Origin of the sequence: Zobellia nedashkovskayae, from assembly GCF_015330125.1 — a bacterium.
GTDB classification, from domain to species: Bacteria; Bacteroidota; Bacteroidia; order Flavobacteriales; family Flavobacteriaceae; genus Zobellia; species Zobellia nedashkovskayae.
On the sequence record NZ_JADDXR010000002.1, the window covers coordinates 1,465,746 to 1,490,478 of the forward strand.

The following is a 24,733-nucleotide window of genomic DNA, read 5'->3' on the forward strand; positions in this document are numbered from 1 at the left end:
CATAGTTGTATTAAGTAACAGAAAAGAAAGAAGATGGGTGAAACATTCTACATAAAAAACATGGTCTGTAACCGTTGTATCGCCTCGGTTCTAGATATTTTTGGCAAGGAAGATTATACTGTAGAGTCTGTAGAACTAGGTAAAGTAAGTGCGACGGCAGGTAAAAAAACCAATAAGTCTGCCTTAGCCAGTAAATTAAAAGAAATAGGATTTGAACTTATAGACAACGAAACCGAAACACTGGTAGAGCAAATAAAAGTGAAATTGATAAGCAAGATCAAATCAGGTGAAACGGAACACCTTTTTCAATCGTTAGCGGAAGAATTTGGTAAGACCGAAACAGCGCTGAGCAAGTTGTTCAGTAAATCGGAAGGAATGACTCTAGAGAAATACACCATCAATCTAAAAATTGAAAAAGTAAAAGAATATATACAATTAGGGCAGCTTAACTTCTCCGAAATTGCATATTCCTTAAATTATAAAAACAGCAGTCACTTAGCGCGGCAGTTCAAAACCAGTACGGGCATGTCTATGACCGAGTATAAAAATCTAAAAAGCTGGAATAGAAAAACGCTGGACAAAATTGTATAAATAAGAATCGTAATTATATAAACGATTTGCATTACCTCTTAGTAATTTTACACTCTAAAATTATGAGGAAATGACACATACCTATCATATACACGGAATGACTTGCAACGGATGTCGCAGTCATGTAGAACAGACGCTTTCTAAGGTTGCTGGTGTAACCAATGCTTCGGTAAATTTAGAGAAGGCTGAGGCTACTATTGAGATGGGATCTCATATCCCTATTGAAACTTTTCAAAAAGCGCTGTTAGATGATGGGGGTTCATACAGTATTCATAATGCAGGAGAACATCAACATCATCCAGTAGAGAAAGCCCAAAGCCCAAAAGGTAAGGGAACCGGTGTTTTCTATTGTCCAATGCATTGTGAGGATGATAAAACCTATGATGAGGCTGGTGATTGCCCCGTTTGTGGAATGGATTTGGTGGAAGAGCAAAACTTAACGCCCACTTCTTCCGAGCAATGGACCTGCCCAATGCACCCCGAAGTGATTCACGATGAACCGGGAAGTTGCCCTATTTGCGGAATGGATTTAGTGCCTATGAAGCCAAGTCTTTCCGCGGAAGAGAAAACGTATAAAAAACTTTCAAAAAAATTCTGGATAGCGCTTGCTTTTACCTTGCCCATCTTTCTCATGGCCATGAGCGAGATGATTCCTAACAATCCGCTGTACGATATTATGGAGCAGAAATGGTGGAACTGGATTCAGTTTACACTTTCTATTCCAGTTGTTTTCTATGCTACATGGATGTTTTTTGAACGTGCCTACCGTAGTATAAAAACTTGGAACCTAAATATGTTCACCCTCATTGGTATTGGTGCCGGTGTGGCTTGGTTGTTCAGTGTTTTTGGAATGTTGTTTCCAGACTTCTTTCCTCCACAGTTTAAAACAGACTCTGGCGCAGTACATGTCTATTTTGAGGCGGCAACCGTCATTCTTACGTTGGTATTAATGGGGCAAGTGCTGGAAGCACGAGCACACAGCAAGACAAATTCTGCGGTAAAAGAATTATTGAAACTCGCTCCCAACAAAGCGGTACGTGTTGTAGACGGTAATGAAGAAGAGGTTTCCATTGATAAAATACAAAAAGGGGATACGCTACGTGTGAAACCAGGCGAAAAAATTCCTGTAGATGGCGTTATTACGGAAGGGCAGACCACCGTTGATGAATCTATGATTTCGGGAGAACCTATTCCGGTTAATAAAGCAGAAGATGACCAAGTAAGTAGTGGTACCATAAACGGAAACCAGTCTTTTTTAATGAAGGCGGAAAAAGTAGGTAATGAAACCTTATTGTCCCAAATTGTACAAATGGTGAACGACGCCAGTCGCAGTCGTGCTCCTATTCAAAAGTTGGCAGATACGGTTTCTAGTTATTTTGTGCCTGTTGTGGTCGTTGTTTCAGTAATCACATTTACGGTTTGGGCCATTTATGGTCCAGAACCTGCGTATGTATTTGCATTAGTTAATGCCATTGCTGTTTTAATAATTGCGTGTCCCTGTGCTTTAGGTCTTGCTACACCTATGTCTATTATGGTTGGGGTTGGTAAAGGAGCTCAAAATGGTGTATTGGTGAAAAATGCCGAAGCCCTAGAGAAAATGTATAAGGTAGATACGTTAATTGTAGATAAAACAGGAACTATCACCGAAGGAAAACCAACAGTGGAAGCTATTGGCACCTCAAGAAAAGATTATTCCGAAAACGAAGTATTACAATACATAGCCTCCTTAAATAGTTCTAGTGAGCACCCACTTGCGGAAGCAACGGTTAAATACGGAAAAGAACAAGATGTTGAAGTATTGAAAACAGAAAACTTTAATGCTGTAACAGGAAAAGGAGTAGAGGGAAAGATTAATGGCAAAAAAGTGGCATTGGGTAACATCAAAATGATGGAACATGTTAATGCGACTATAAGTACCGACTTTCAAAACGAGGCCAATGAACACCAAAAGAAAGGCAAAACAGTATCCTATTTAGCTATTGATGAAGCGGTTGTTGGCTTTGTTGTTATTGGCGATAAAATAAAAGAAACAAGTGCCAAAGCTATTAAAGCACTTCAAGATAAAGGTGTAGCGGTCGTTATGCTTACTGGGGATAATCACGATACAGCTCAAGCAGTCGCCAAAGAACTCGGTCTTGCCGACTTTAAAGCGGGAATGCTGCCTGAAGATAAATTAGCAGAGGTTAAAAAACTGCAGGAACAAGGACATGTAGTAGCAATGGCAGGAGATGGTATTAATGACGCACCTGCATTAGCCAAAAGTGATGTAGGTATTGCCATGGGAACCGGAACGGATGTAGCCATAGAAAGCGCCATGATAACCTTGGTAAAAGGTGATTTGCACGGTATTGTAAAAGCAAGAAACTTAAGTGAAGCCGTAATGAAGAACATCAAGCAAAATTTGTTTTTCGCACTCATATATAATACTATTGGAATACCCATTGCGGCGGGAATTCTATATCCCGTTTTTGGACTTTTATTATCTCCAATGATTGCCGCATTGGCCATGAGTTTTAGTTCGCTATCGGTAATTGCGAATGCACTAAGGCTACGAACGGTTAAAATTGAGTAACACAAGGTGGTATAATTAAAGGAGTGTTTATATGAAAATGATACTAAACTGTCTATGAGCACCCTATTTTGTGCTAAATAAATAGTGGTTTGGAAAAACAGAATTTAGCTCAGGAGCTATACGATGGTAAATTTAAGTTATATTTGTCGCTCTCATTATTAGTGATTTGGACAAAAAACAAACGACCTTAAAGGATATTGCCTCGAAACTTAATGTTTCTATTTCTACTGTTTCCAGAGCATTACAAGGTAACCCCCGCATTAGCATTCAAACGAGGGAAAAAGTACTTGAGTTGGCAAAAGAGTACAATTATTTCCAGACCAAACACATAAATCCTTTTGCTAAAAAGAAAATACAGGCGGTGGGTGTTATTGTACCTAGCATAAAGTACCACCTGTACGCTATGGCCATTTCCGGTATAGAAGAAATCTTGGAGAAACACCAAATGCAAATCATTATTTGCCAATCCAACGAGTCCTATGAGAGGGAGAAAATATTGGTGAAAGAGCTTTTGGATATTGGTGTATCAGGACTGATTGTGTCTTTAGCAAGTGAAACCAAGGAATTCGACCATTTTTTAGAAGCTAAGAAAAGGAAGATTCCATTAGTGTTTTTCAATCGCCTTTGTGATGAGGTTGAGTCCGATAAAGTTATCATTGACAATTTTAAAGCAGCTTACGATGCCACGCAGCATTTAATTTCTGTGGGATGTAAGCGCATTGCATATATAGGCGGACCAAAGATTTTACAAATTAGCTCAACACGACTTTTGGGTTATAAGAAAGCCCTAGTGGACGCCAACTTACCAGTGGAGGAGAAACTTATTGAAAGCACCAATTTTACGCGGGAAGGAAATTTAAGTACCGCAAGAAAATTGTTGTATTCACCTGAACACCCGGACGGTGTTTTGGCCTTTAGTGATCAAGTAGCCATAGGAGTAATGCTAGCAGCCAAAGAACGCGGCCTGAAAATGGCAGAAGACTTAGCAATTATCGGCTTTAATAATGAGCCTATTGATGAGCTTTTAGAGCCTTCACTTACCAGTATTGATCAGCCCAGCTATGAAATGGGTGTAGAATCGGCAAAGTTGATTATAGATCGGATTGAAAATTACGATAAAGACGTATCACGTATGGTCTTAAAATCAGAATTGGTTATTCGTAATTCTACCAACAAGAATAAGTCCTAGAGTCAGTAAAAATTTCTTTCACATAAACGGAAAAACTATGTTTAAATATGGTTTTTCAATTTGGCAATCCTTCTCGAGAAGCACTGAGTGCTCAACCTTATCTCTAGGTATTCAAACGTATTTTTTTCAGTTATCAGGATATAGTAAATCTATTTTATTTTATGCAAAATATTGCGCATTTGTAGTTTTAAATATATGTTCGGTTATATTTTGTAATACTTTTTATAGATATTTATACTATATTCGTTGATATTATCAATTTAATATTTTTTTGCACAAATATTGCACAAAATATAGTATAACTACAATTAGAAAGAATTAAAATGGGAAAAACGTACAAAATCGCTGTAGTTAATGGCGACGGAATTGGGGCTGAAATTGTTCCTGCCGGGGTTTCCGTACTAGATGCGGTAGCCAATAAATATGGATTTACACTAGATAAGCAAGAATTCCCCTTTGGAGCGGGATATTTTAAAAAGCATGGCAAATTTATGTCAGATGATGCTTTAGAAACCCTCAAGAAATTTGATGCTATCTTTTTCGGAGCGGTAGGCTTGCCAGAGGTAGACGATACGTTGCCGGCAAGAGATTATACTTTTCGGGTAAGAACCTCTTTTCAACAGTATGTAAATTATCGTCCGGTAAAATTATTTCCAGGTGTAGAAAGTCCGTTGCGCTATAAGACGGAAAAAGACATAGATTTTGTGGTAGTTCGGGAAAATAATGAAGGGGAGTTCGTTCAGAGTGGAAAAATTATGCATCCTGATAAACCCGGTGGTATGGCTATGGATACTAGTATTTTTACTAGATTCGGCATTGAACGCATCGCTCATTATTCTTTTAAATTGGCGCGTAAACGAAACCATAAAGTCACTAACGTAACCAAATCTAATACGCTTATCAATAGCTTAGCGTATTGGGACAGGGTAATTGCAGAAGTAGCGCAAGAATACCCAGATGTAGAATACAGCAAAATGTATATAGATAATGCTTCGGCAAGTTTTGTATTGCGTCCAGAAGTTTTTGATGTTATTCTAACAACTAACCTTTTTGGAGATATTTTATCCGACCTTGGTGGTGCTATCATGGGAAGTTTAGGTCTTGGTGGTAGTGGAAATATTAATCCTGAGAAAGATTTTCCTTCTATGTTTGAGCCAATTCATGGTTCCGCACCTGATATTGCAGGACAGAATATAGCCAACCCTATTGGGCAAATATGGTCTGCAGCAATTATGTTGGATCATTTGGGAGAAACAGAAGCTGCAAAAGAAATTATGGCGGGTATAGAAGCAACGACCGCAAAAGGCAATTTAACAAAAGACCTTCGTGGTACGGCCTCAACATCTGAAGTTGCGGAAAGCGTGGTGCAATTTATCAACGCAACTAAATTATCAACTATATAAGTATAATGGTAAATAGAAAAATCATTGACCTCACATTACCCATCAAATCGGGTGTTAAGGGAGTAGCTATAGACCAGGCCAGAACTTTGGCTAACGATGGTTGGAACGCCACAACCTTGCATCTGTATTCGCATAGTGGCACCCATATGGATGCTCCGGTACATTTTGAGGTCAATGATCAGACTATAGACCAACTTCCGGTTGCACGTTTTGTCTCCGAAGCTTGGGTGGTTAATCTCACGGATATTAAACCTAAAGAATCCATTACGGTGGCACATTTGGGCGCGACTGCTGAAGAAGTAAAAGAAGGACAAAGTTTGCTTTTGCACACAGGTTGGAGTAAAAAGTTGGGTACGGATGAGTATCGCGATGCATTGCCAAGAATTAGCCCTGAACTGGCCCATTGGTTGGGTGAGAAAAAGGTAAATATTCTTGGCGTTGAACCTCCTTCTGTAGCAGATGTAAACAATATCGAGGAAGTTACGGAGGTACATACCATTTTAATGAAAAACGACATCATTATAGTTGAGGGACTTACCAACTTAGAAGCACTTTCACAATTAAAAGTTACGCTTGTAGCACTACCGTTGAAAGTCGAAAATGGCGATGGCGCTCCCGCGCGTATCATTGCAATAGAAAATTGAATTTCATGTCGCACTCAGCACTTTTAAAATCAATTGAAGAGGGAGCGGGGCTTTTGGGCCTAGAGAAAGAAATTCGTGCAGAACTAGCCAAAAATCCAAAATCCATAGTTGTTTTAGATGATGACCCAACGGGCACTCAAACCGTGCACGATGTTCCGGTTATTACAGAATGGACCGAGGAAATATTGGAGAACGAACTTTTAGTAAGCCCTGTTTTTTTTATACTCACTAATTCTAGAAGTTTACAGGCAGATGAAGCAGATGCTTTAAGTGAGTTATTGGGAGAACGACTGCAGAAAGTAGCCGAAAAACATCAAAAAAAATTGATTGTCATTAGTCGAAGCGATTCTACTTTAAGGGGGCATTACCCCAACGAAGTTGATGCCTTGGAAAAAGGCATGGGCTTAAAAAAAACAAAGCACATATTAGCTCCCGCCTTTTTTGAAGGTGGACGTTACACGTATGAGGATATTCATTATGTGAAAGAAGGAGATGAGTTCATTCCTGCGGCAAAAACTCCTTTTGCACAAGACAACACTTTTGGTTATTCAGCATCCAATTTAAAAGACTGGATAATAGAAAAATCGGAAGAAAAAGTAAACAGAAAAAATATTGCAAGTGTTTCGGTTCACGCGCTTAGAAATACATCATCCGAAGAAATAAAATCGATAATAGAACAACCGGAGATAACGCATATTATAGCGAACGCCACATCATATCCCGATTTGCAGGCCATGGCGCTTGCAATTTTAAAGAGTGAAAGTTCTTTTATTTTTAGAACTGCGGCATCTTTTATTAATGCAATTTCTGGTATTGCCATAAAACCATGTTTAACAAAAGATGAAATTCTAAAAAAACCGTCGTCAAATGGTGCACTTGTAGTAATTGGCTCTTACGTTCCCAAAACTACTGCTCAACTGGTGTATTTAAAAGAGCGAAGTAATGCAGTTTTTCTTGAATTAAATGTGACCAATATGTTCGATATTGGAGTTTTCTGTAAAGAATTGGTCTTACTGGTGGAGAAAGTAGAAAACCATCTTAAAGTGGGTAAAGACGTTGTAGTTTTCACCAGTAGAGAAGTCAAAAAAGGAACCTCAAAAAGCGAGAGTCTTGAAATTGTAAATAGGGTTTCTAATGCATTGATATCCATAGTTAAAAAGATAAGGGTACGACCAAAATATATTCTTGCAAAAGGTGGTATTACTTCTAGTGATGTTGCTACAAAAGGTCTGAATGTACGCCGCGCAAATGTTTTAGGACAGGTGCTAAAAGGCATACCTGTTTGGCAATTGGACAGCGATGCAAAATTTCCTGATATGCCCTATATTGTATTTCCTGGCAATGTTGGAGATGATACTGCACTATATGAACTGATTTCCTTATTGAAATAAAAAAACATGAAAACACAGGGCTATTTTCCGAAGCGGTATTTTATGGTTTTAGGGACATTTCTATTGGCCTTGTTGTTGTACGTAGACCGTGTTTGTATTTCAGTGGCCAAAGAGCCAATTTCTGCAGCTTTGGACTTGAGCGATAAACAAATGGGATGGGTTTTGGCTGCCTTTTCCTTGGGGTATGCTCTTTTTCAAACTCCGGCCGGCATGCTTTCCGATTCTTTAGGCCCGCGTAAAGTACTTGCGGCTATTGTAGCTGTTTGGTCAGTTTTTACCGCATTAACTGGGGCTGCATTTAATTTTATGTCCCTCTTGGTAGTTCGGTTTCTTTTTGGGGCAGGAGAAGCTGGTGCTTTTCCAGGAATGTCAAGAGCTATTTATACGTGGATTCCCTTGCAAGAAAGGGGTCTTGTTACGGGTATTAATTTTTCCGGGTCTAGATTGGGGGCGGCATTCGCTCTTCCTATGGTAGCTTGGATGATAGATGATTTTGGATGGCGGTCTTCTTTTATGATTTTAGGGGTCGTTGGTGTAGCTTGGGCAGTTGCTTGGTTTCTGTTTTTCAGAGATATGCCAGAAGAACATCCTAATATTTCAAACGTAGAAAAAGAATTCATTTTAGCCACAAGGCAGCCACAAGATACAGGGGTAAAAACCAAAAAAATAAATGTAGGCGACTTGTTGAAGTCAAAAAACATTTGGTTGGCTATGGGGCAATACTTCTGCAGTAACTTTACTTTCTTCTTTGCGCTTACATGGCTTTTTCCACATGTAAAAAGCGAGTATGGTCTAAACACCATGGAGGCCGGTTTATATACGGCAATTCCCTTAATTTTTGGTGCTTTTGGAAACTGGACATCAGGAGCGCTTAGTGACCGAATCTATAAAAAAGGTAATTGGGACAGATCTCGTATTCTTCCCGCTTCAATCGGGTTTTTTCTAGCAGCTGTTGGGCTTATAGGCAGTATTTATATGGTTACTGTTGAAGGTGCTATTTTATTTTTGAGCCTTGCAATTTTTGGAGCGGATATGACCTTACCATCGTCTTGGGCTTTTTGCGTAGATATTGGTAAAGAGCATTCCGGAGCAGTATCGGGGACAATGAATATGGCCGGAAACATTGGGGCATTTTTAACCGCACTGGCATTTCCATACTTGCAGTCTTGGACAGAATCTACCACTCCGTTCTTTGTGGTGGGTGCAGTATTGAATACTATTGCAATCGTAATGTGGTTTAATATGAAGCCACAAAGGCATTTTTCTACCTATTAACAAAGGCAGTATGGCAAAATTAAAAGGAGTTTGTATAGGAGCAGGTTATTTTAGTCAGTTTCATTTTGAGGCATGGAAAAGAACGGATACTGTGGACATTGTAGGTGTTTGTGACTCGGTTAAAGAGCGGGCGGAAGACATTGTCAAAAACTATGGTTTTAAGAAGGCTTACACTAATGTTGAGGAAATGTTTCTTAAAGAGAAACCCGATTTTGTAGATATCGTAACTCCTCCTGAAAGCCATTTGGAGCTTTGTAAATTAGCCGTTACGCATAATATTCATATCATCTGTCAAAAACCGTTGGCGCCAACTTTAGAAGAGGCCAAAGAGATTGGATCGCTTATTTCTAATTCAGATGTTAGGATGATGGTGCATGAAAATTTCCGATTTCAACCCTGGCACCGGGAGCTTAAAAAGCTTTTGGATACTCAGGTAATTGGTTCCAAATTACACACCATCAATTTGCGTATGCGAATGGGCGACGGTTGGCAGACCGATGCATATATGAACAGACAACCTTATTTCAGGGAAATGGAGCGGTTGCTTATCTACGAAACTGGAATTCATTTTATAGATGTATTTAGATATTTGGGAGGAGAAATCACGGAGGTATACGCTAAACTTAGAACGCTCAATACAAATATTAAAGGTGAAGATTTTGCTTGGGTCAACTTTGATTTTGCCAATGGCGGTCTTGGTTTTTTAGATGCAAATAGATATAATGAAAACACTTCCGAAGACCCAAGGTTAACCTTTGGTACCGTACTTGTTGAAGGAGACAGGGGTAGTCTACGTCTTTATGATGACGGAAAGATTACCATTCAACTTTTGGGTAAAGAAGAGCAAGAACACAAGTATAGCTTTAAAAAACAAAATTTTGCAGGAGACTGTGTTTTTGCCACGCAGCAACATTTTGTCTCTAACCTTATTGCAGGAACTCCCTTTGAAACTGACGTTGCCAGTTACATTCCGAATATTTTAGTATTGGAAAAAATCTACGAATCCAGCGCTAAAAAAATGCCTTTAAAGGTTTAAATTTATCCCCTACCAATTAAGTCTTAATTTCTAATTTTGCTTGTATTCTTATGGTCCTTTTGGTTGTAAGGTTTTGGCTTTTAGAACGACTTATATTTCCCTTTTAAAATGAATTTTTTGCAACGCACTGAGCTACATTAATTTAGTTCAAAAAGAGGGTATTCTGTAATTTTGATGATAGATTGATTATGAAAGAAATGAAAACAAATAAAGTACCGTATTCCATATTAGAATTGGCAACTGTTGGAGCTGGTTTTAAACCAAAAGAAGTTTTTGATAATAGTCTTGAATTGGCACAAAAGGCCGAAGAGTTTGGATACAATCGTTTTTGGCTGGCAGAACACCATAATATGTTAAGTATTGCTAGTTCAGCCACTTCTGTACTCATGGGTTATATAGCCGGGGGTACCAAAAAAATACGCGTAGGTTCAGGCGGTATTATGCTACCCAACCACTCTTCTTTGCTTATAGCAGAACAGTTTGGAACCTTGGCGTCATTATACCCAGGCCGTATAGATTTAGGCTTAGGAAGGGCCCCAGGAACAGACCAGACTACGGCAAACGCCATTCGGCCAGATAGAATGCAGGCCGTTTATCGCTTTCCGGAAGAAATGCATAATATTCAGAAGTACTTTTCAAAAGATAACCAGGATGCAAAAGTTAGGGCGCCTATAGCAGAGGGTGTGGATGTACCCATCTATATTCTGGGCTCAAGTACAGATAGTGCTTATTTAGCAGCAAAAGAGGGGCTTCCTTATGTGTTTGCCAGTCACTTTGCACCCACCCAACTTATGGAGGCCTTGAATATTTATTATAATAATTTTCAGCCTTCAAAATATTTACAGGAACCTTATTCTATAGCAGCTGTAAATGTGATAGCCGCAGAAACCGATGAGGAGGCAGAAACGGTATCTACTTCTATGTTGCGTTTGTTGTTGGGGGTAATGACCGGTAAGATTGATTATATGCAGCCACCCGTAAAAATGACACCAGAACTAAAACAGATTTCGGTAGACCCTGCATTTCAGCGGATGTTGAAGTATTCTTTTGTGGGGAGCAAAGCTACCGTTAAGCAAAAAACAGAGGAATTCATCAAACAGACTGGTGTAAACGAAATTATTGCGGTTTCGCATATTTACAATCAAGAAGACAGAATCAATTCATTCCGACTTTTTTCTGAAGCGATGAAAGAAATGTAAAAACGATTGAGTATAGGCTGCGTAAATCGTAGCCTAATTTTAATCTTTTTTGTTGACTAACCCTTTTGTAAATTCATTTAGGGTTTCTACCTTTTCCTCAAAATCTCCCTTTATAGTTTTTCTATATTCGTTGAGGTTTTTCACTAAATCATCTATATTTTCTGGAATAACATCCTCAAAAAATTGACGTAAACGTTTTGCCGTAGTGGGCGATTTTCCGTTCGTAGAAATAGCCACTTTTACGTTTCCTTTGGTGACGATACCACCCATGTAAAAATCGCAAAAAGGAGGGTTGTCCGCTACATTTACCAAGATGCTCTGTGCTCTACAATCATGGTACACCTGCTCGTTTATTTCTACTTTGTCCGTAGTGGCTACCACCATATGCTTACCTCCAAGGAAGGTTTTGTTATAGTTGTTAGAATGCATAGTAATGCCAAATTTATTGGCCAATGCAATTGTTTCTTCCCTAAACATGGGTGATACCATTTCTACTTGAGCATTAGGGCTTGACTTCAATAAAAAAGTCAATTTTTCTAAAGCTACATTTCCGCCGCCTACAATTAAAATATTTAAATTCGATACTTTAAGAAATACCGGGTACAGTTCATTCCGCTCCATGTTCTTCTTCTTTTTCTGTTTTATAATTGATGGTGATACGAGTTCCTTCTCCTGGAATAGAATTAATAAATAGTCTTCCGTTTATATAATCTATTCGCTCTTTCATGAAAAAGAGCCCCATTCCACCTTCACTATTATTCTTTGGTACTTGTCCTAAAATAGAATCGTCAAAACCCTTTCCATCATCATCAATAACAACACTTAAGATATCATCTTTGAAATTAATGGTCACCAAAATATAACTTGCTTCTGCGTATTTAATAGCATTATTGACCGCCTCTTGTACTACCCTATAGACATTTGTTTCGGCCAAAGAATCAAATCTAATGTGTTCATCGGTCTTGTTGTCGAAAAGAATGGTTTTCCCTGTCAGTTTTGAAAGTTCAACAGTCATTTTTTGAAGTGCAGGAAAAATGCCATGGTCACTAAGTTCTGGGGGCGTAAGGTTGAATGTAGCCGTACGCACACCTTTAATAAGATCCGAAGCTAAGGTCTTTAAATAGGCAATTTTTTCTATTGTCTTATCTTTATTCTCGGGATCGATAGATTCAATATTAAATTTTAATGCCGTCAGCATTTGCCCTATACCATCGTGAATATCTTTAGCAATACGCTTGCGTTCTTCTTCTTGCCCTTCCACGATTTGGCTTGCCTGTACTTTTTTCTGAAGCATTCGCTCTTCAAAATTCTGTTTGGTAAGTTGCTCTACCTTAATGCTGTTTTCCTTACGCTCCGTAATATCCGAACACAGGATAAGAATACTTTGTTGTCTGCTGGATTGGTGCATGGGTACGATAGACATATCTAGCCAAAAATCCTTTCCTTCTAAAGTGGTGATTTTGATTTCCTCTGTACGGATTACATTTTTTCTATTACTCTTCAGGACCTCTCTAAGATATTCTTGTTGGCCAGAGTCTGTCGTAAGAATTTCCGCTAAGGGCTTATTCAATTGGTTTTCAGTAATACCCAATAAACCCTGAAATTTTTTACTGATAAAAACGATGCTACCATCTTTTCTTGCACTTGCAAATAAGGAGGCATTATCTATTACAAAGTTTAATTCCTGTAATTCTTGGAGTGATTTTTCTTTTTCGGAATAAAGTTGCTGCACCTCTTTGGCACGCGCATCTGAATTCACCTGGTTTTGCATTAAATCCCCTATAGTCTTACGAATTTGTAATGAAAGGGGTTTAAAGATAAATACAATTTCAAGTATTAAGATGAGGAGTGAAATGCAAAGAAGTAAATATTCTTTTTGCTTTAAGTTTTTTAGTTTGGCCTTGCTACGCTCATCATATTGATTTACGATGTCATCCATCAGTTGTAGAAAACGGTCTTCATTTTGTAGAACAATAGTTACATTTTGTTCTAAACTAGCTTCAGAGAGGCTGTTGTTATGATAGGAAGTAATTATGGTTTCTGCGGCTTGTACCATAGCCGAATGATGTGGCTCTAACTTATTGAACAGCCCTAAAATCTCAGTATCATCCTCATTGGGAAGTCCTTTGTCTATATCACCATTTTGCAAGGCAATATGAGAGTGTTTCCAAATGGCAATGGTCTTAGAAAGTTCCTTTATTTTTGGATCGATCTCACCTTTGGAAAAGTCACTTTTAATAAGCAATAATTCCTTTGTCAACTTTTGACTGTAAGCCCTTTGGAATCCCGCGACATTAATAACACGGGAATCGCTCAATTGCGAACTTAGATGCAATTGAATCAAAATTTGAGAGACAATTATGGTTACGGCTATACCGGCCAAAGCCCATAGGTACCACTTTCTTATACTTAAAAAAGTTTCAGAGTCAAGCGGTAATTGGGTCTTGTCTTTCTGCATGTTACAAATATCAATTTACTACCTGTAAATTAACTTGTTATGGCCTTTGTGACCAACTCAAGTGAATTTTTTGAAAGGGGTAATTTCAATGCAGCCTTGTGTCCTTCTTCAGACATTTTTCGCCATGTTTTTTGAAGTATATCAATAACCTTGGCATCTTCATGTTCAGAAGCAAAAGGCTCAAAATAATGCTCTAAGAATACTAAACAGATAACATCTTCCAATGTCTGCGTGTCCTCGTTTTTCTTTAATTGTTTTTTCTCAAGTAAAAATGCTACTTTTTCAATGGTAGCTTGATCATAACCAACTTCTTCTAAAATAGAAGTGGCTTTTTCTGCATGGAATTTTTTTAGGTCTTGGCGCCATTTTAAATATCCTGCACGATTCATTTCATAGGATTCTCGGGGAATCTCCCATCGGCAAATATGCTGACACCTGGCTGTTAACTTTAAAGCTTCAGGTGCTTTAGGTGCAAAATCGTTAAGCTTCTCCGTCATACGAAGAGCATAAAGTAGCTCTTTTGGATATGTTTTTCCTGAAGGAGCTGTTTCTGTATGAGGATCTTGCTCATTTGCCTTATCGAACAATGTAAAGGCTTGCTGTAATTTATCAGAAGTTGACATAGGTCTAATTTTGGCCTAAGATACAAATACCTTCAGACCTGTACGGAATCTATTCAATACCTATTCGTATCTTTTTCTCAAAGTTTAACCAAAAAACCTATTCCGAAAATCCAAGAAATACAAATCCGTCTTCTACTTTAACTGGGTATGTGGCAATGGCATCTAAATCACCGTTTAAATTTTCTCCATTTTCTAATGAAAAAGTTTTTTTATGTAATGGGCAAGCAACCATAGGAATTCCTTTATGGTCACCTATCATTCCTCTACTTAGAACCATCTCTTGCTTTTCAGGAGATAGGTTTTGGCATGCATACCATTTGTTTAATCTTTCAAAATTAAATACTGCAATTTGTAAATCTTTATACTTAACACATGCACCACCATTTTTAGGAAATAAATTTGTGCTAGCGGCTTTAAACCAGAATTTTACATCTTCGGGTTTTACTGTTTTATATTTATCGGAAACTATATTTATCATTTTAATTCTAATTTAGAAATAGGTTATTTTAAAACTTAATTAGACCCACTTTTCAGGCATTTTCTGTTCTCTTAAAGGAACGAACACTAAATTATCATCGTCTTCTTCACTATTTACGAAGTGATTGAAACGTTTCATCATTTCAGGATCATTAATAGCTTGAGTCCATTCACATTCAAACTTATTGACCAATGTTTGCATTTCATGATCTAAGTCTTCAGCAATACCTAATTTGTCCTCAATAATTACTTCTTTTAAATAATCTAGGCCACCCTCTAAACGTTCTTGCCACGCAGCCGTTCTCTGCAAAGGTTTTGCAGTACGCATGTACAACATTAAATAACGATCTATATATTTAATGACAGTTTCATTATCAATTTGTTCTGCAAATAATTCTGCGTGTCGTGGTGTTGCACCACCATTTCCACCAAGGTATAAGTTCCAACCACCTTCAACAGCGATTAAACCAAAATCTTTACCTCTTGCTTCTGCACATTCACGAATACAACCGGAAACTCCACCTTTAATTTTATGCGGTGCGCGTATACCTCTGTATCTATTTTCTAGTTCAATACCAAAACTTACACTTTCTGCCATTCCATAACGACACCATGTTGATCCTACACAGGTTTTTACGGTACGTAATGATTTACCATACGCATGTCCGCTTTCAAATCCATGATCTATTAAATCTTTCCAGATTAATGGTAATTGGTTTAAGGTTGCACCAAATAAATCTATACGAACACCACCAGTAACTTTGGTGTACAAATCATATTTTTTAGCAATTTCTCCAAGAGCGATTAGCTTATCTGGAGTAATTTCGCCACCAGGAACACGAGGAACCACAGAATATGTGCCATTACGCTGAATGTTGGCTAAAAACCTATCATTTGAGTCTTGAATAGCATATTCTTTGTTAGCTGTGTCTGCATTAATACTTGCCATTAATGAGGCAACTACAGGTTTACACAATTCGCAACCATGACCATCATTTCCATGGTTATCTAATACTTCATTAAATGTCTTATATCCTTTTACTTGAATTATTTTATATAAGTCTTGTCTATTAAAATCGAAGTGTTCACAAATAGAGTCTTTAACTTCAATACCTAGAGATTTTAAAGTTGCCTCAGTGAGGTCTTTTACCATTGGTTTACAGCCACCACAACCAGTACCTGCTTTAGTACAACTAACAACATCTGCTAATTCCTTAGATTCTCCACTTTCTATAGTACCACAAATTTGCCCTTTTGTTACATTTTCACAAGAACATATTTGGGCTTCTTCCGGTAAGTCCATTACATCACCAAATGATGCTCCACCTTCGGTTGTTGGTAGAATCAATTGGGCCGGGTCTTCAGGAATAGCCATTCCATTTAAAAATATTTGATGTAACATACTATAATCTGATGCATCACCAACTAGAATACCACCTAATAATGATTTGCCGTCAAGGCTTACATTAATCCTTTTATATAAGTGTTGTGTCTTGTTTTCAAAAATTATAGAATGTCCTTTTGATGCAGGCATAAAAGGTTCGCCAAAACTAGCAACATCAACACCAATTAACTTTAATTTGGTAGACATATCTATTTCGTCTGGCATAAGGGTTTCTGTATATCCCAAGATTTGATCTACAGCAACTCCTGCCATATCATAACCAGGGGCAACTAAACCATATATCATTTGGTTATAAAGAGCAATTTCTCCTATGGCATATATATTTGGGTCTGAAGTTTGCATTTTGTTATCTACAACAATACCGCCACGAGTACCCATTTCCAAACCAGAATACTTCCCTAATTCATCTCTAGGACGAATACCGGCAGAAACAACCAACATTTCAACATCCAAAACATCATCTTCGCCAAATTCCATTCCTGTTATGGCCTTATCACCTAATATTTGATTTGTAGCTTTACTTAAATGAATATTTAAACCAATAGATTCTAATTTAAGCTGTAGTACTTGACTACTTCTAGAATCTAATTGTCTTGGCATAAGTTTTGGGGCAAATTCTACAATATGAGGTTCTAAGCCCATATCCATAACAGCCTTACCTGCTTCTAGCCCCAATAAACCACCACCAAGAACTGCTGCCTTAGCATTAGGGTTGTTTTCTTTTATTTTAGCAGCATACGCAAGCATACCTTCTAAATCTTCAATCGTACGGTAAACAAAAACACCTTCTTTTTCAACCCCCTTAATAGGAGGAACAAAGGCGGAAGAACCAGTAGCTAAAACCAAATAGTCATATGAAAACTCGCGATCTTTGGCTGTGGTTATTGTTTTATCTGTTCTATTAATGTCAGAAACACGTTCACCAACAACTAAATCAATATTATTTTCAGCATACCATTCTGCAGGAGCCATTTCTAAGGCTTTTGCATCTTGATTTTCAAAAAACTCACTTAAATGAACACGGTCATACGCTGGCCTTGGCTCTTCACCGAAAACGATGATTTTAAAGTTTTTAGATTCTTCTTTAGCTGCGAGCTTTTCACAGAACTTGTATCCGACCATGCCGTTTCCGACAACAATAATAGTTTTCATAGGCTTCGATTTTAAACTACTTAGCAATATTACGTATAAATACGTATAAGTCATCTGTTTTTATCGAAATAATTACGTAGTTTTGTTGAGGAATTACCAATACAACCCTATAAAATCACTAGTTATGAAATCAATGAAGGAGCCAAAGGTTACATTAATAGGAGCAGGTCCGGGAAGCTCAGACCTTATAACAATTAGGGGTTTAAAGGCTTTAAAGGCTGCAGATGTAGTGTTATATGATGCTTTGATAGACGAAGATTTATTAATGCAGATTGATGCAAGTATTCCAAAAATATACGTAGGAAAACGTTGTGGAGTGCATTCGTTTAATCAGGATGATATTAATATGTTGATAGTGGAAAAAGCATTTGAACATGGACATGTAGTTCGTTTAAAAGGAGGTGATCCTTTTGTTTTTGGTAGGGCTCATGAAGAAATAGCTTATGTAGAATCTTTTGGTATTCCTGTTACAGTAGTTCCTGGTGTTTCTAGTGCTATTGCCGTACCGTCTAGTCAAGGCATACCAATGACCCGTAGAGGAGTAAGTAGTAGTTTTTGGGTGATGACCGCTACGAAAAGAGATGGCTCATTTTCCGAAGATTTAAAATTCGCCTCACAATCTTCTGCCACGATGGTTATACTAATGGGAGTTAGAAAATTATCTGAAATATCTGCAGAAGTTAGCAAATATAGGGGTTCTTTAACACCAATGGCTGTAATTCAAAATGGCACAATTCAAAATGAATCATGTGTATTGAGTACTTTAGGAGGTATTAAATCTGGTATTTTAGATATAGATATTTCTAAACCTGGCATTATTGTAATAGGAGATGTGGTTGCTGAACACCCTTCCTTTTTTGAGGAAGAGGTGCAACGTGTACTACATTCTAGTTTCTAATTATTTACCTAAATAGGTACGTATTTTTTTATATTATCGCTCTATATACTACTTATATTAAGTAGTATATAGAGCGATTTGCTTTGGTAAAATTTCATTTAATTAAAATCTTCCTGGATTTTTTTGTAATCCCTTATTTTTTCTTCCTTATATCTTCTGTTTTCATAAAAATACTTAGAAAACGAGTAGTTTTTCTAAATATACGTACTATTACGTATATTAATACGTAGTTTTGGATATCCTTAAACCTAAAACATTAGTATTATGGAAACACAATCTAAAAAAGCGACTACCTTAAAACTGACCGATCTAAAAAGTATGCCTATCCGTACGTTTTGGATTACTTCAATAGCATTCTTCATTTGCTTTTTTGCTTGGTTCGGTATTGTACCTTTCATGCCCGACGTGGTTAAAGATCTAGGTCTTACTCCAGAGCAGAAGTGGAACTCTATTATATTAGCGGTAACAGGAACTGTATTTGCTAGACTGTTAGTAGGTAAATTATGTGATAAGTACGGTCCTAGGCTATGTTATACCTATTTATTGGTTATTGGCGCTATACCAGTTATTCTTTTAGGGTTTGTACAAACCCCAACGCAATTTTTAGTTTGCCGTTTGTTCATTGGCTTTATTGGAGCATCCTTTGTTATCACTCAGTTTCATACTTCTATAATGTTTGCACCTAATATTGTTGGTACGGCTAATGCCACATCTGCAGGTTGGGGAAATTTAGGTGGTGGAGCCAATCGTTTAGGGATGCCTTTGATAGCTGCTGCTGTTGTTAGTTTTGGTGTTGCAGATGAGGTTGCTTGGCGTTATTCTATGATGATTGCTGGTGTTATTGCCATGCTTATGGGCGTTGTGTATTATTTTTTCACACAAGATACTCCCGAGGGTAATTTCGCTCAACTTAAGAAAGAAGGTAAAATGCCTACCCTTAAGAAAGACGAAGAAAGTTTTGTAAGTGTATTAAAGGATTATAGAGTTTGGATTTTGTTCGTTATATATGCTGCTTCTTTTGGAATGGAACTTACCGTATACGGTACGATGGATGATTATCTACAAAATACTTTTGGATTAACGCGCTCCACAGCTGGTAATTTGGTATTGTCGTTTGCCTTGATGAATATTTTTGCAAGGACTCTTGGCGGATTTTTCGGAGATAGATTTGGAAGGTTAAGAGGACTAAGAGGAAGAGTTATGTTCCTTGCTTTGATTCTTGCTGTAGAAGGTTTTATGCTTACTGTTTTTTCAACTACAACAAGTATAGGTTTGGGTATCTTCTTTTTGATAGCCTTTAGTTTATCTGTTCAAATGGCGGAGGGAGCTACCTTTTCAGTAGTACCGTTTATTAATAAAAAAGCAATTGGTTCCATCTCAGGTATTGTGGGGGCCGGTGGTAACGTAGGAGCGTTTATTGCTGCCATGTTTCTTAAGTCCAAATCGGCAATGGCAGAGACACAGGCCATTTCTTTGAATAGTACTTTAGGAGAAGAAGCGGTTAGAATTGCTCAAGCTTCCGCTGCATCTACGGCCGTTTCTGCGGGCTATTTTGTAATTGGTATTTGTGTGGTTCTTGCAGCCGGGCTATCCTTGGCAATAAAATTTTCTACGGAAGACGAGAAGGCTACTGCTTTGGAAATGAATAAATCTAATACACCTAAATATGTTTTAGGAGACAAGTAAAAAAGATAGCGTGATTTCTACTTTGACAAATAAAATTCATATGAATAAAGGCATGGTTGACACTGCTTGTGGGACCTGCTCTAATATGGATTGTTTAATAAAGAAAAACTATCAGTCGCCAGTCGTATCAACTTTTACGGAACACAGAAAAGAGATCAGGTGTAAAAAAGGACAACAATTTATAATGGAGGGCGCGCCGGTTACCGGACTCTTCTTTGTTCTTAAAGGAAGTGTAAAGGTATTACGAACAGGTCTCCATGGAAAAGAGCAAATTGTTCGCTTTGCCAAAGAAGGTGAGATTATTGGCCATAGGGGTTTTACTACAGAAGAATCATACCCTATTAGTGCGATAGCCTTGGAAGATTGCACGCTTTGTTATTTTGCAAAAGATAGATTGCAAGAAGTCTTGAAAACAGATCCATTATTTACCTACGATTTAATGCTTTTCTACGCTAATGAGTTGAGTAAAAGCGAGGTAAAAGTAAAATCTCTTTCTCAAATGACGGTACGCGAAAGAGTTATAGATACGTTGCTCTACGTATACAGAAAGTTTGGACAGGATAATGACTTTATTTCCATCATATTAAGTAGACGGGAATATGCCGATTATGCAGGTACTACCGAGGAGCAGGTCATACGTGCTTTTTCCGCATTAAAAAAAGAAAATCTAATTGTAGCCCGTGGCAAGCGTATTGGTATAGTGCAATTAGAATCACTTCAAAAAGAAATTTCAGAACACAACTTTTATTTAGATAGCTAGTACTTTTTGTGCTGGCTCTGTTAGCTTCTGCCCACTATTTCAATATAGATGGGCAGAAGCTTTTTTTATACAAAATGATAAAACTATGATAAGGCAGATATTTTTCTGCTAAAAAGAATTTTTCTTCCTGTTTTTCAACATAGTACATACGTAGTCTAGGTTTTATATTTGCTTCAAACAATAAGTATTAATACTTACTTTTTGTCTAAGTACTAATCAAATCATATAGAAAACTATGGAACAAACTACTATTGACCTCGTACAGGAATCTTTCGAAAAAGTAAAACCAATTTCTAATGCAGCCGGTAAAATATTTTATGATAAACTCTTTGATTTGGACCCTTCTTTAAGGGCAATATTCCCAAAGGGAGAGGAAGCGATTGCCGCTCAGGGAAACAAACTTATGAGCATGCTTTCTAGTGCAGTTGCCGGATTGAACAATTTAGAGATGTTGGTACCTGTTTTAGAAAATCTAGGAAAAAGACATATAGAATACAAAGTAGAACCTTCACATTACGAGACGGTGGGCACGGCATTATTGGGAACACTTGAAGCAGGTCTTGGCGATGATTTTACATCTGAAGTAAAAGAAGCATGGGCATCAGTATATGGTACTATGTCTTCGGTAATGATAAATGCGTCCTACTAACTAATCTTTTAAACCACCTTATTATGAAAAAACCAGAATCCTCACCATTTCTTGTATTGATAGTGCTTATTTTAAGTTTTGTTTTATTGAATTCCTGTGGAGGTGTTCCTGAAGAAAATAGTACGAGTGCTGCTTCTGAAGGGAATGTTTTTTCCGTTGATGAAGTTTTAGAAATGGTGTCAAAAGAAAATGATGTAACCAGAACATTGTACACAAAGGCAATAGTCGGAAAAGGAAAACTACAGGGTATGAAGTTTGACGAAGATTGGCGTAAAGACGATGTTGAGGCCGGTCCGCTACCCGCCCTATTTCTTCGTGGCGTTGCTACTAGTATTCGTAAAGGACCTATACCGTTAGGTCTGTATTTAGGGTCGGATTTTCCAATTAACAATGCGAACAAATTTGAAGGAGAGCAGGAGAAACTTTTTGAAGAAATCAAAGAAACTCAAGACCCTAAATTCTTTTATGATGAATCTCAAAAATTACATACAGCAATGTTTGTGGACCTTGCTAGTGCCCAAGCATGCGTTACTTGTCATAATGATCATCCTCAAACCGCTAAAACTGACTGGAAGTTGGGAGATGTTATGGGGGCTACTACTTGGCAATACCCAAAGGATTCCTTGTCGTATACCGGTGCGCTTGATGTTCTTAATGCATACGCCAAGGGTACAGTAGATGTCTATGTAGAATATTTGGATGAAATCGCTGCATTTAAATCTTCGGAAAAACCAACAATTGGAGATAAATGGCCGGAGGATGGGAATTACCTTCCAACACCGGAAGTTTTCTTGGATAGCGTTAGAAAACTATCTTCATATGAAACCCTGAAAAGCTTGATTGCAAGTAAATAACCATAAAATTTATTTTTTGAAAAACAAAAACTTGACATCGTTTGTTGGCTTGTTGTTTTTGATACTTTTCTTCGTACAGTTTTTTTTTAAACTAGAATGGCAGTGGTTAAAAGAACTGCAGCAAGAAGAAATGTACAAGAGATGGTCTGGGCTATTTTTAGCACTTTTCATAACATTCCAATGGGCGCTAACCTTTAGTAGGGTGATTGTAAAATTTAGAAAGCACTCCATGTATATGGCTGGACTACATAAGTGGGCAGGAGCCTTAAGCCCAATCTTTTTTTATATGCACAGTATGGGTATGGGTTATGGATATCTTGCTTTGTTGTCTTATATATTTTTGGCAAATGCGCTTTTAGGATACATCAATTTAGATGTCATAAAAAATAATAGTGAGTTGCTTTTTAAGGGATGGATGATATTGCACGTAGCCTTTTCTCTCATTATTACTATTCTGATGTTTTTCCATATTACCATGGTCTTCTACTACAAATAAAAAAGCATGAAACTAATAGTAAAAAATATCATCAAGGAAACAGAAGATGTCATAAGCGTTGGTTTTACCAATGGGGGCTTTTTCAGCAAGGTAAAGTATAAGCCAGGGCAGTTCATTACCCTGCACTTTCCCATAGCTGATCAAATTCACAAAAGGGCGTATTCTTTTAGTAGTAATCCTTTTACGGACAAAGATTTGAAAATTACAATTAAACGTGTAGAGAACGGATTGGTTTCTAATTACATTCATGACTATTTAAAAGTGGGCGATAAGTTACTAATTGATAAACCTAACGGAAGCTTTTTCATAGAACCAGAAAAAAAACAGCAAAAAAGTTATGTTTTTTTTGCCGCAGGAAGCGGGATTACGCCCATTTTTTCAATCATAAATTCAGTTTTACAAAAAGAGATTAAATCTAGTATTGTATTGGTTTATGCCAACCGTTTTTTTGAGTCTATAATCTTTCATGAAGAACTCGTTGAACTTCAAAAGCAATATGGAGATAGGTTTAAAATAGAATATCTTATTTCCAAAAACGCACCTGCAAAACCACACTATCATAAAGGACTAATAACTGATGCTTTGGTTGTGGGAATTCTAGATAAATATAAGCTATCCTTTAAAAATGGTGAATACATGATTTGTGGTCCTTTTGGGTTTATGGAGGCGGTAAAAAGTATTCTGAATGTAAATGGTGTTTCTCCTTCGAGAATAAAGGAAGAACTTTTTAAAAGACCGGACACTGTTATACAGAGCGATGGTATGATGAGCAAGGTGCAAATACAGCTAAACGGAACCAGCCATGAGTTGAATATTGCCAATAACAAGTCTATTCTACAAGCTGCTATGGCACAAAACATTGATATGCCTTATTCATGTAGGTCCGGTATGTGCTCTACATGTTTGGCTTCCTGTGTATCTGGAAAAGTTAATATGACCGACGGTCATTTTTTGGGGCAGAAAGAAGTTGATGCCGGTAAAATTCTGACTTGCATAAGCTATCCTGCAAGCGAAAATATCGTAATCTCAATATAAACATGGGTATATTTAAAGTATCACCTTTACGAAAGAGACAAATTTTGGGAGGTCTATCAGGCCTCGTTTTAGGAGCAGGAATCATTTTGTTTTTATCTCTAAAAACATCAGAAGAATATATTTCCTTGGGTCCGATGAATAATGGTCATAATGAGATATCATGTGCCGCTTGTCACACAGATGCTAATGGCAATTTGTCTCAGCAAATACAATCCAATATGGCGCATGCCTTTGGAATGAGAGAAAATGGAGTGGATTTTGGCACCAAAGACGTAACCGTAAAAAATTGTTTGGAATGCCATGACCGTCCCAATGACCGCCATCCTACGTATAGATTTTCCGAACCTAGATTCAGAAAGGTAATAAAGAAAATTGATGCTACTACCTGTATTACCTGCCATACGGAACACAATGGGGAGCGGGTTAGTGTTGCTGCAATTAATTACTGTATGAATTGCCACCAGGATTTAGAAATGGAGAATGACCCTATAGATATATCCCATGTAGAACTAATAGCCAACGAACAATGGTTTACATGTATTCAATGTCATGATTTTCATGGTAACCATAGGTATAATGTGCCCACTAAGCTTCAGGATACAATACCACTAAAAATCATACAGAATTATCTTGATGGTGGCAAAGATCCGTATGGAACGGACAAAAAATACTTAGGGCTGTCTGAACCTGAATGGATTAAAACGCTTCAAAAGAAATAACAAAATATCCACTACCTGAGGGGTGTAGCTTTCTCAATATTGTTTCTACAAACGCTTAAATTTTAATACTACGTATTTATACTTTCTTCAGAAAGTGGTGATACGCAGTTTTTGTATTCTGTAAATCAGGGTTTTATCTGTTAAACCTGTTTTTATGCAGTTATTTATATGTTATAAAAAGATAAATGTTTATGTCCTATTGCATTATATGAGAAGTTAAT

22 protein-coding genes are annotated in these 24,733 nt (G+C 37.5%); 17 read left to right on the top strand and 5 right to left on the bottom strand.

Annotated elements, in window-relative coordinates; all coding sequences use genetic code 11:
- Positions 1-33: 33 nt before the first annotated feature.
- The 9 genes from IWB64_RS06265 (at position 34) to IWB64_RS06305 (ending at position 11,300) form a co-directional block, all read left to right on the top strand.
- Positions 34-591: a helix-turn-helix domain-containing protein gene (locus tag IWB64_RS06265; RefSeq protein ID WP_194533190.1), complete on the top strand. Its 558-nt coding sequence runs from the start codon at positions 34-36 to the stop codon at positions 589-591.
- Between the two features lie 70 nt (positions 592-661).
- Entirely contained in the window at positions 662-3,163 is a 2,502-nt protein-coding gene (locus IWB64_RS06270) for a heavy metal translocating P-type ATPase (RefSeq protein WP_194533191.1), read from the top strand.
- A gap of 166 nt (positions 3,164-3,329) precedes the next feature.
- A complete protein-coding gene (locus IWB64_RS06275; protein ID WP_194533192.1) occupies positions 3,330-4,352 on the top strand; it encodes a LacI family DNA-binding transcriptional regulator in 1,023 nt (340 codons plus the stop codon).
- 323 nt (positions 4,353-4,675) lie between these two features.
- A complete protein-coding gene (locus IWB64_RS06280; RefSeq protein ID WP_194533193.1) occupies positions 4,676-5,755 on the top strand; it encodes a tartrate dehydrogenase in 1,080 nt (359 codons plus the stop codon).
- Positions 5,756-5,760: 5 nt separating this feature from the next.
- Positions 5,761-6,399, top strand: a complete 639-nt coding sequence (locus IWB64_RS06285; protein ID WP_194533194.1) for a cyclase family protein — start codon at positions 5,761-5,763, stop codon at positions 6,397-6,399.
- A 5-nt stretch (positions 6,400-6,404) separates the two neighbouring features.
- On the top strand, positions 6,405-7,790 hold the full coding sequence (locus IWB64_RS06290) for a four-carbon acid sugar kinase family protein (RefSeq protein WP_194533195.1): 1,386 nt from the start codon (positions 6,405-6,407) through the stop codon (positions 7,788-7,790).
- A gap of 6 nt (positions 7,791-7,796) precedes the next feature.
- Positions 7,797-9,065, top strand: a complete 1,269-nt coding sequence (locus tag IWB64_RS06295; RefSeq protein ID WP_194533196.1) for an MFS transporter — start codon at positions 7,797-7,799, stop codon at positions 9,063-9,065.
- Positions 9,066-9,075: 10 nt separating this feature from the next.
- Positions 9,076-10,101 (top strand): Gfo/Idh/MocA family protein, encoded by a 1,026-nt coding sequence (locus tag IWB64_RS06300; protein ID WP_194533197.1) that lies wholly within the window; start codon positions 9,076-9,078, stop codon positions 10,099-10,101.
- Positions 10,102-10,298: 197 nt separating this feature from the next.
- Positions 10,299-11,300, top strand: a complete 1,002-nt coding sequence (locus IWB64_RS06305; protein WP_226975821.1) for an LLM class flavin-dependent oxidoreductase — start codon at positions 10,299-10,301, stop codon at positions 11,298-11,300.
- Positions 11,301-11,339: 39 nt separating this feature from the next.
- Here IWB64_RS06305 and IWB64_RS06310 read toward each other — a convergent pair whose 3' ends face one another.
- From IWB64_RS06310 to nirB, 5 genes are all read right to left on the bottom strand, one after another.
- A complete protein-coding gene (locus IWB64_RS06310) occupies positions 11,340-11,921 on the bottom strand; it encodes a precorrin-2 dehydrogenase/sirohydrochlorin ferrochelatase family protein (protein WP_194533199.1) in 582 nt (193 codons plus the stop codon).
- Positions 11,908-13,758, bottom strand: coding sequence for a PAS domain-containing sensor histidine kinase (locus tag IWB64_RS06315; protein WP_194533200.1), 1,851 nt, complete (start codon positions 13,756-13,758; stop codon positions 11,908-11,910). Before IWB64_RS06315 ends, IWB64_RS06310 begins: the two co-directional genes overlap by 14 nt.
- Before the next feature lie 29 nt (positions 13,759-13,787).
- Positions 13,788-14,381 carry a DUF4202 domain-containing protein gene (locus IWB64_RS06320; protein ID WP_194533201.1) on the bottom strand — a complete coding sequence of 198 codons (594 nt, stop codon included), beginning with the start codon at positions 14,379-14,381 and terminating at the stop codon, positions 13,788-13,790.
- Between the two features lie 97 nt (positions 14,382-14,478).
- Positions 14,479-14,859 carry a nitrite reductase small subunit NirD gene (gene nirD / locus IWB64_RS06325; protein WP_194533202.1) on the bottom strand — a complete coding sequence of 127 codons (381 nt, stop codon included), beginning with the start codon at positions 14,857-14,859 and terminating at the stop codon, positions 14,479-14,481.
- A gap of 39 nt (positions 14,860-14,898) precedes the next feature.
- Positions 14,899-17,415 (bottom strand): nitrite reductase large subunit NirB, encoded by a 2,517-nt coding sequence (nirB, locus tag IWB64_RS06330; RefSeq protein ID WP_194533203.1) that lies wholly within the window; start codon positions 17,413-17,415, stop codon positions 14,899-14,901.
- A 124-nt stretch (positions 17,416-17,539) separates the two neighbouring features.
- On the opposite strand from nirB, the gene cobA reads away from it, so the two are divergent.
- From cobA to IWB64_RS06370, 8 genes are all read left to right on the top strand, one after another.
- A complete protein-coding gene (gene cobA / locus IWB64_RS06335) occupies positions 17,540-18,313 on the top strand; it encodes a uroporphyrinogen-III C-methyltransferase (RefSeq protein WP_226975822.1) in 774 nt (257 codons plus the stop codon).
- 264 nt (positions 18,314-18,577) lie between these two features.
- A complete protein-coding gene (locus tag IWB64_RS06340) occupies positions 18,578-19,999 on the top strand; it encodes an MFS transporter (RefSeq protein ID WP_194533204.1) in 1,422 nt (473 codons plus the stop codon).
- Positions 20,000-20,039: 40 nt separating this feature from the next.
- On the top strand, positions 20,040-20,759 hold the full coding sequence (locus tag IWB64_RS06345; protein ID WP_226975823.1) for a Crp/Fnr family transcriptional regulator: 720 nt from the start codon (positions 20,040-20,042) through the stop codon (positions 20,757-20,759).
- A gap of 235 nt (positions 20,760-20,994) precedes the next feature.
- Entirely contained in the window at positions 20,995-21,408 is a 414-nt protein-coding gene (locus tag IWB64_RS06350) for a globin family protein (protein WP_194533205.1), read from the top strand.
- Between the two features lie 23 nt (positions 21,409-21,431).
- The gene (locus IWB64_RS06355) at positions 21,432-22,262 is read left to right on the top strand and encodes a c-type heme family protein (protein ID WP_194533206.1); all 831 of its coding nucleotides are present in this window, start codon (positions 21,432-21,434) and stop codon (positions 22,260-22,262) included.
- A gap of 16 nt (positions 22,263-22,278) precedes the next feature.
- Positions 22,279-22,758: a hypothetical protein gene (locus tag IWB64_RS06360; RefSeq protein ID WP_194533207.1), complete on the top strand. Its 480-nt coding sequence runs from the start codon at positions 22,279-22,281 to the stop codon at positions 22,756-22,758.
- A 6-nt stretch (positions 22,759-22,764) separates the two neighbouring features.
- Entirely contained in the window at positions 22,765-23,793 is a 1,029-nt protein-coding gene (locus IWB64_RS06365; protein ID WP_194533208.1) for a 2Fe-2S iron-sulfur cluster-binding protein, read from the top strand.
- 2 nt (positions 23,794-23,795) lie between these two features.
- Positions 23,796-24,512: a cytochrome c3 family protein gene (locus IWB64_RS06370; RefSeq protein ID WP_226975824.1), complete on the top strand. Its 717-nt coding sequence runs from the start codon at positions 23,796-23,798 to the stop codon at positions 24,510-24,512.
- Positions 24,513-24,733 lie beyond the last annotated feature (221 nt).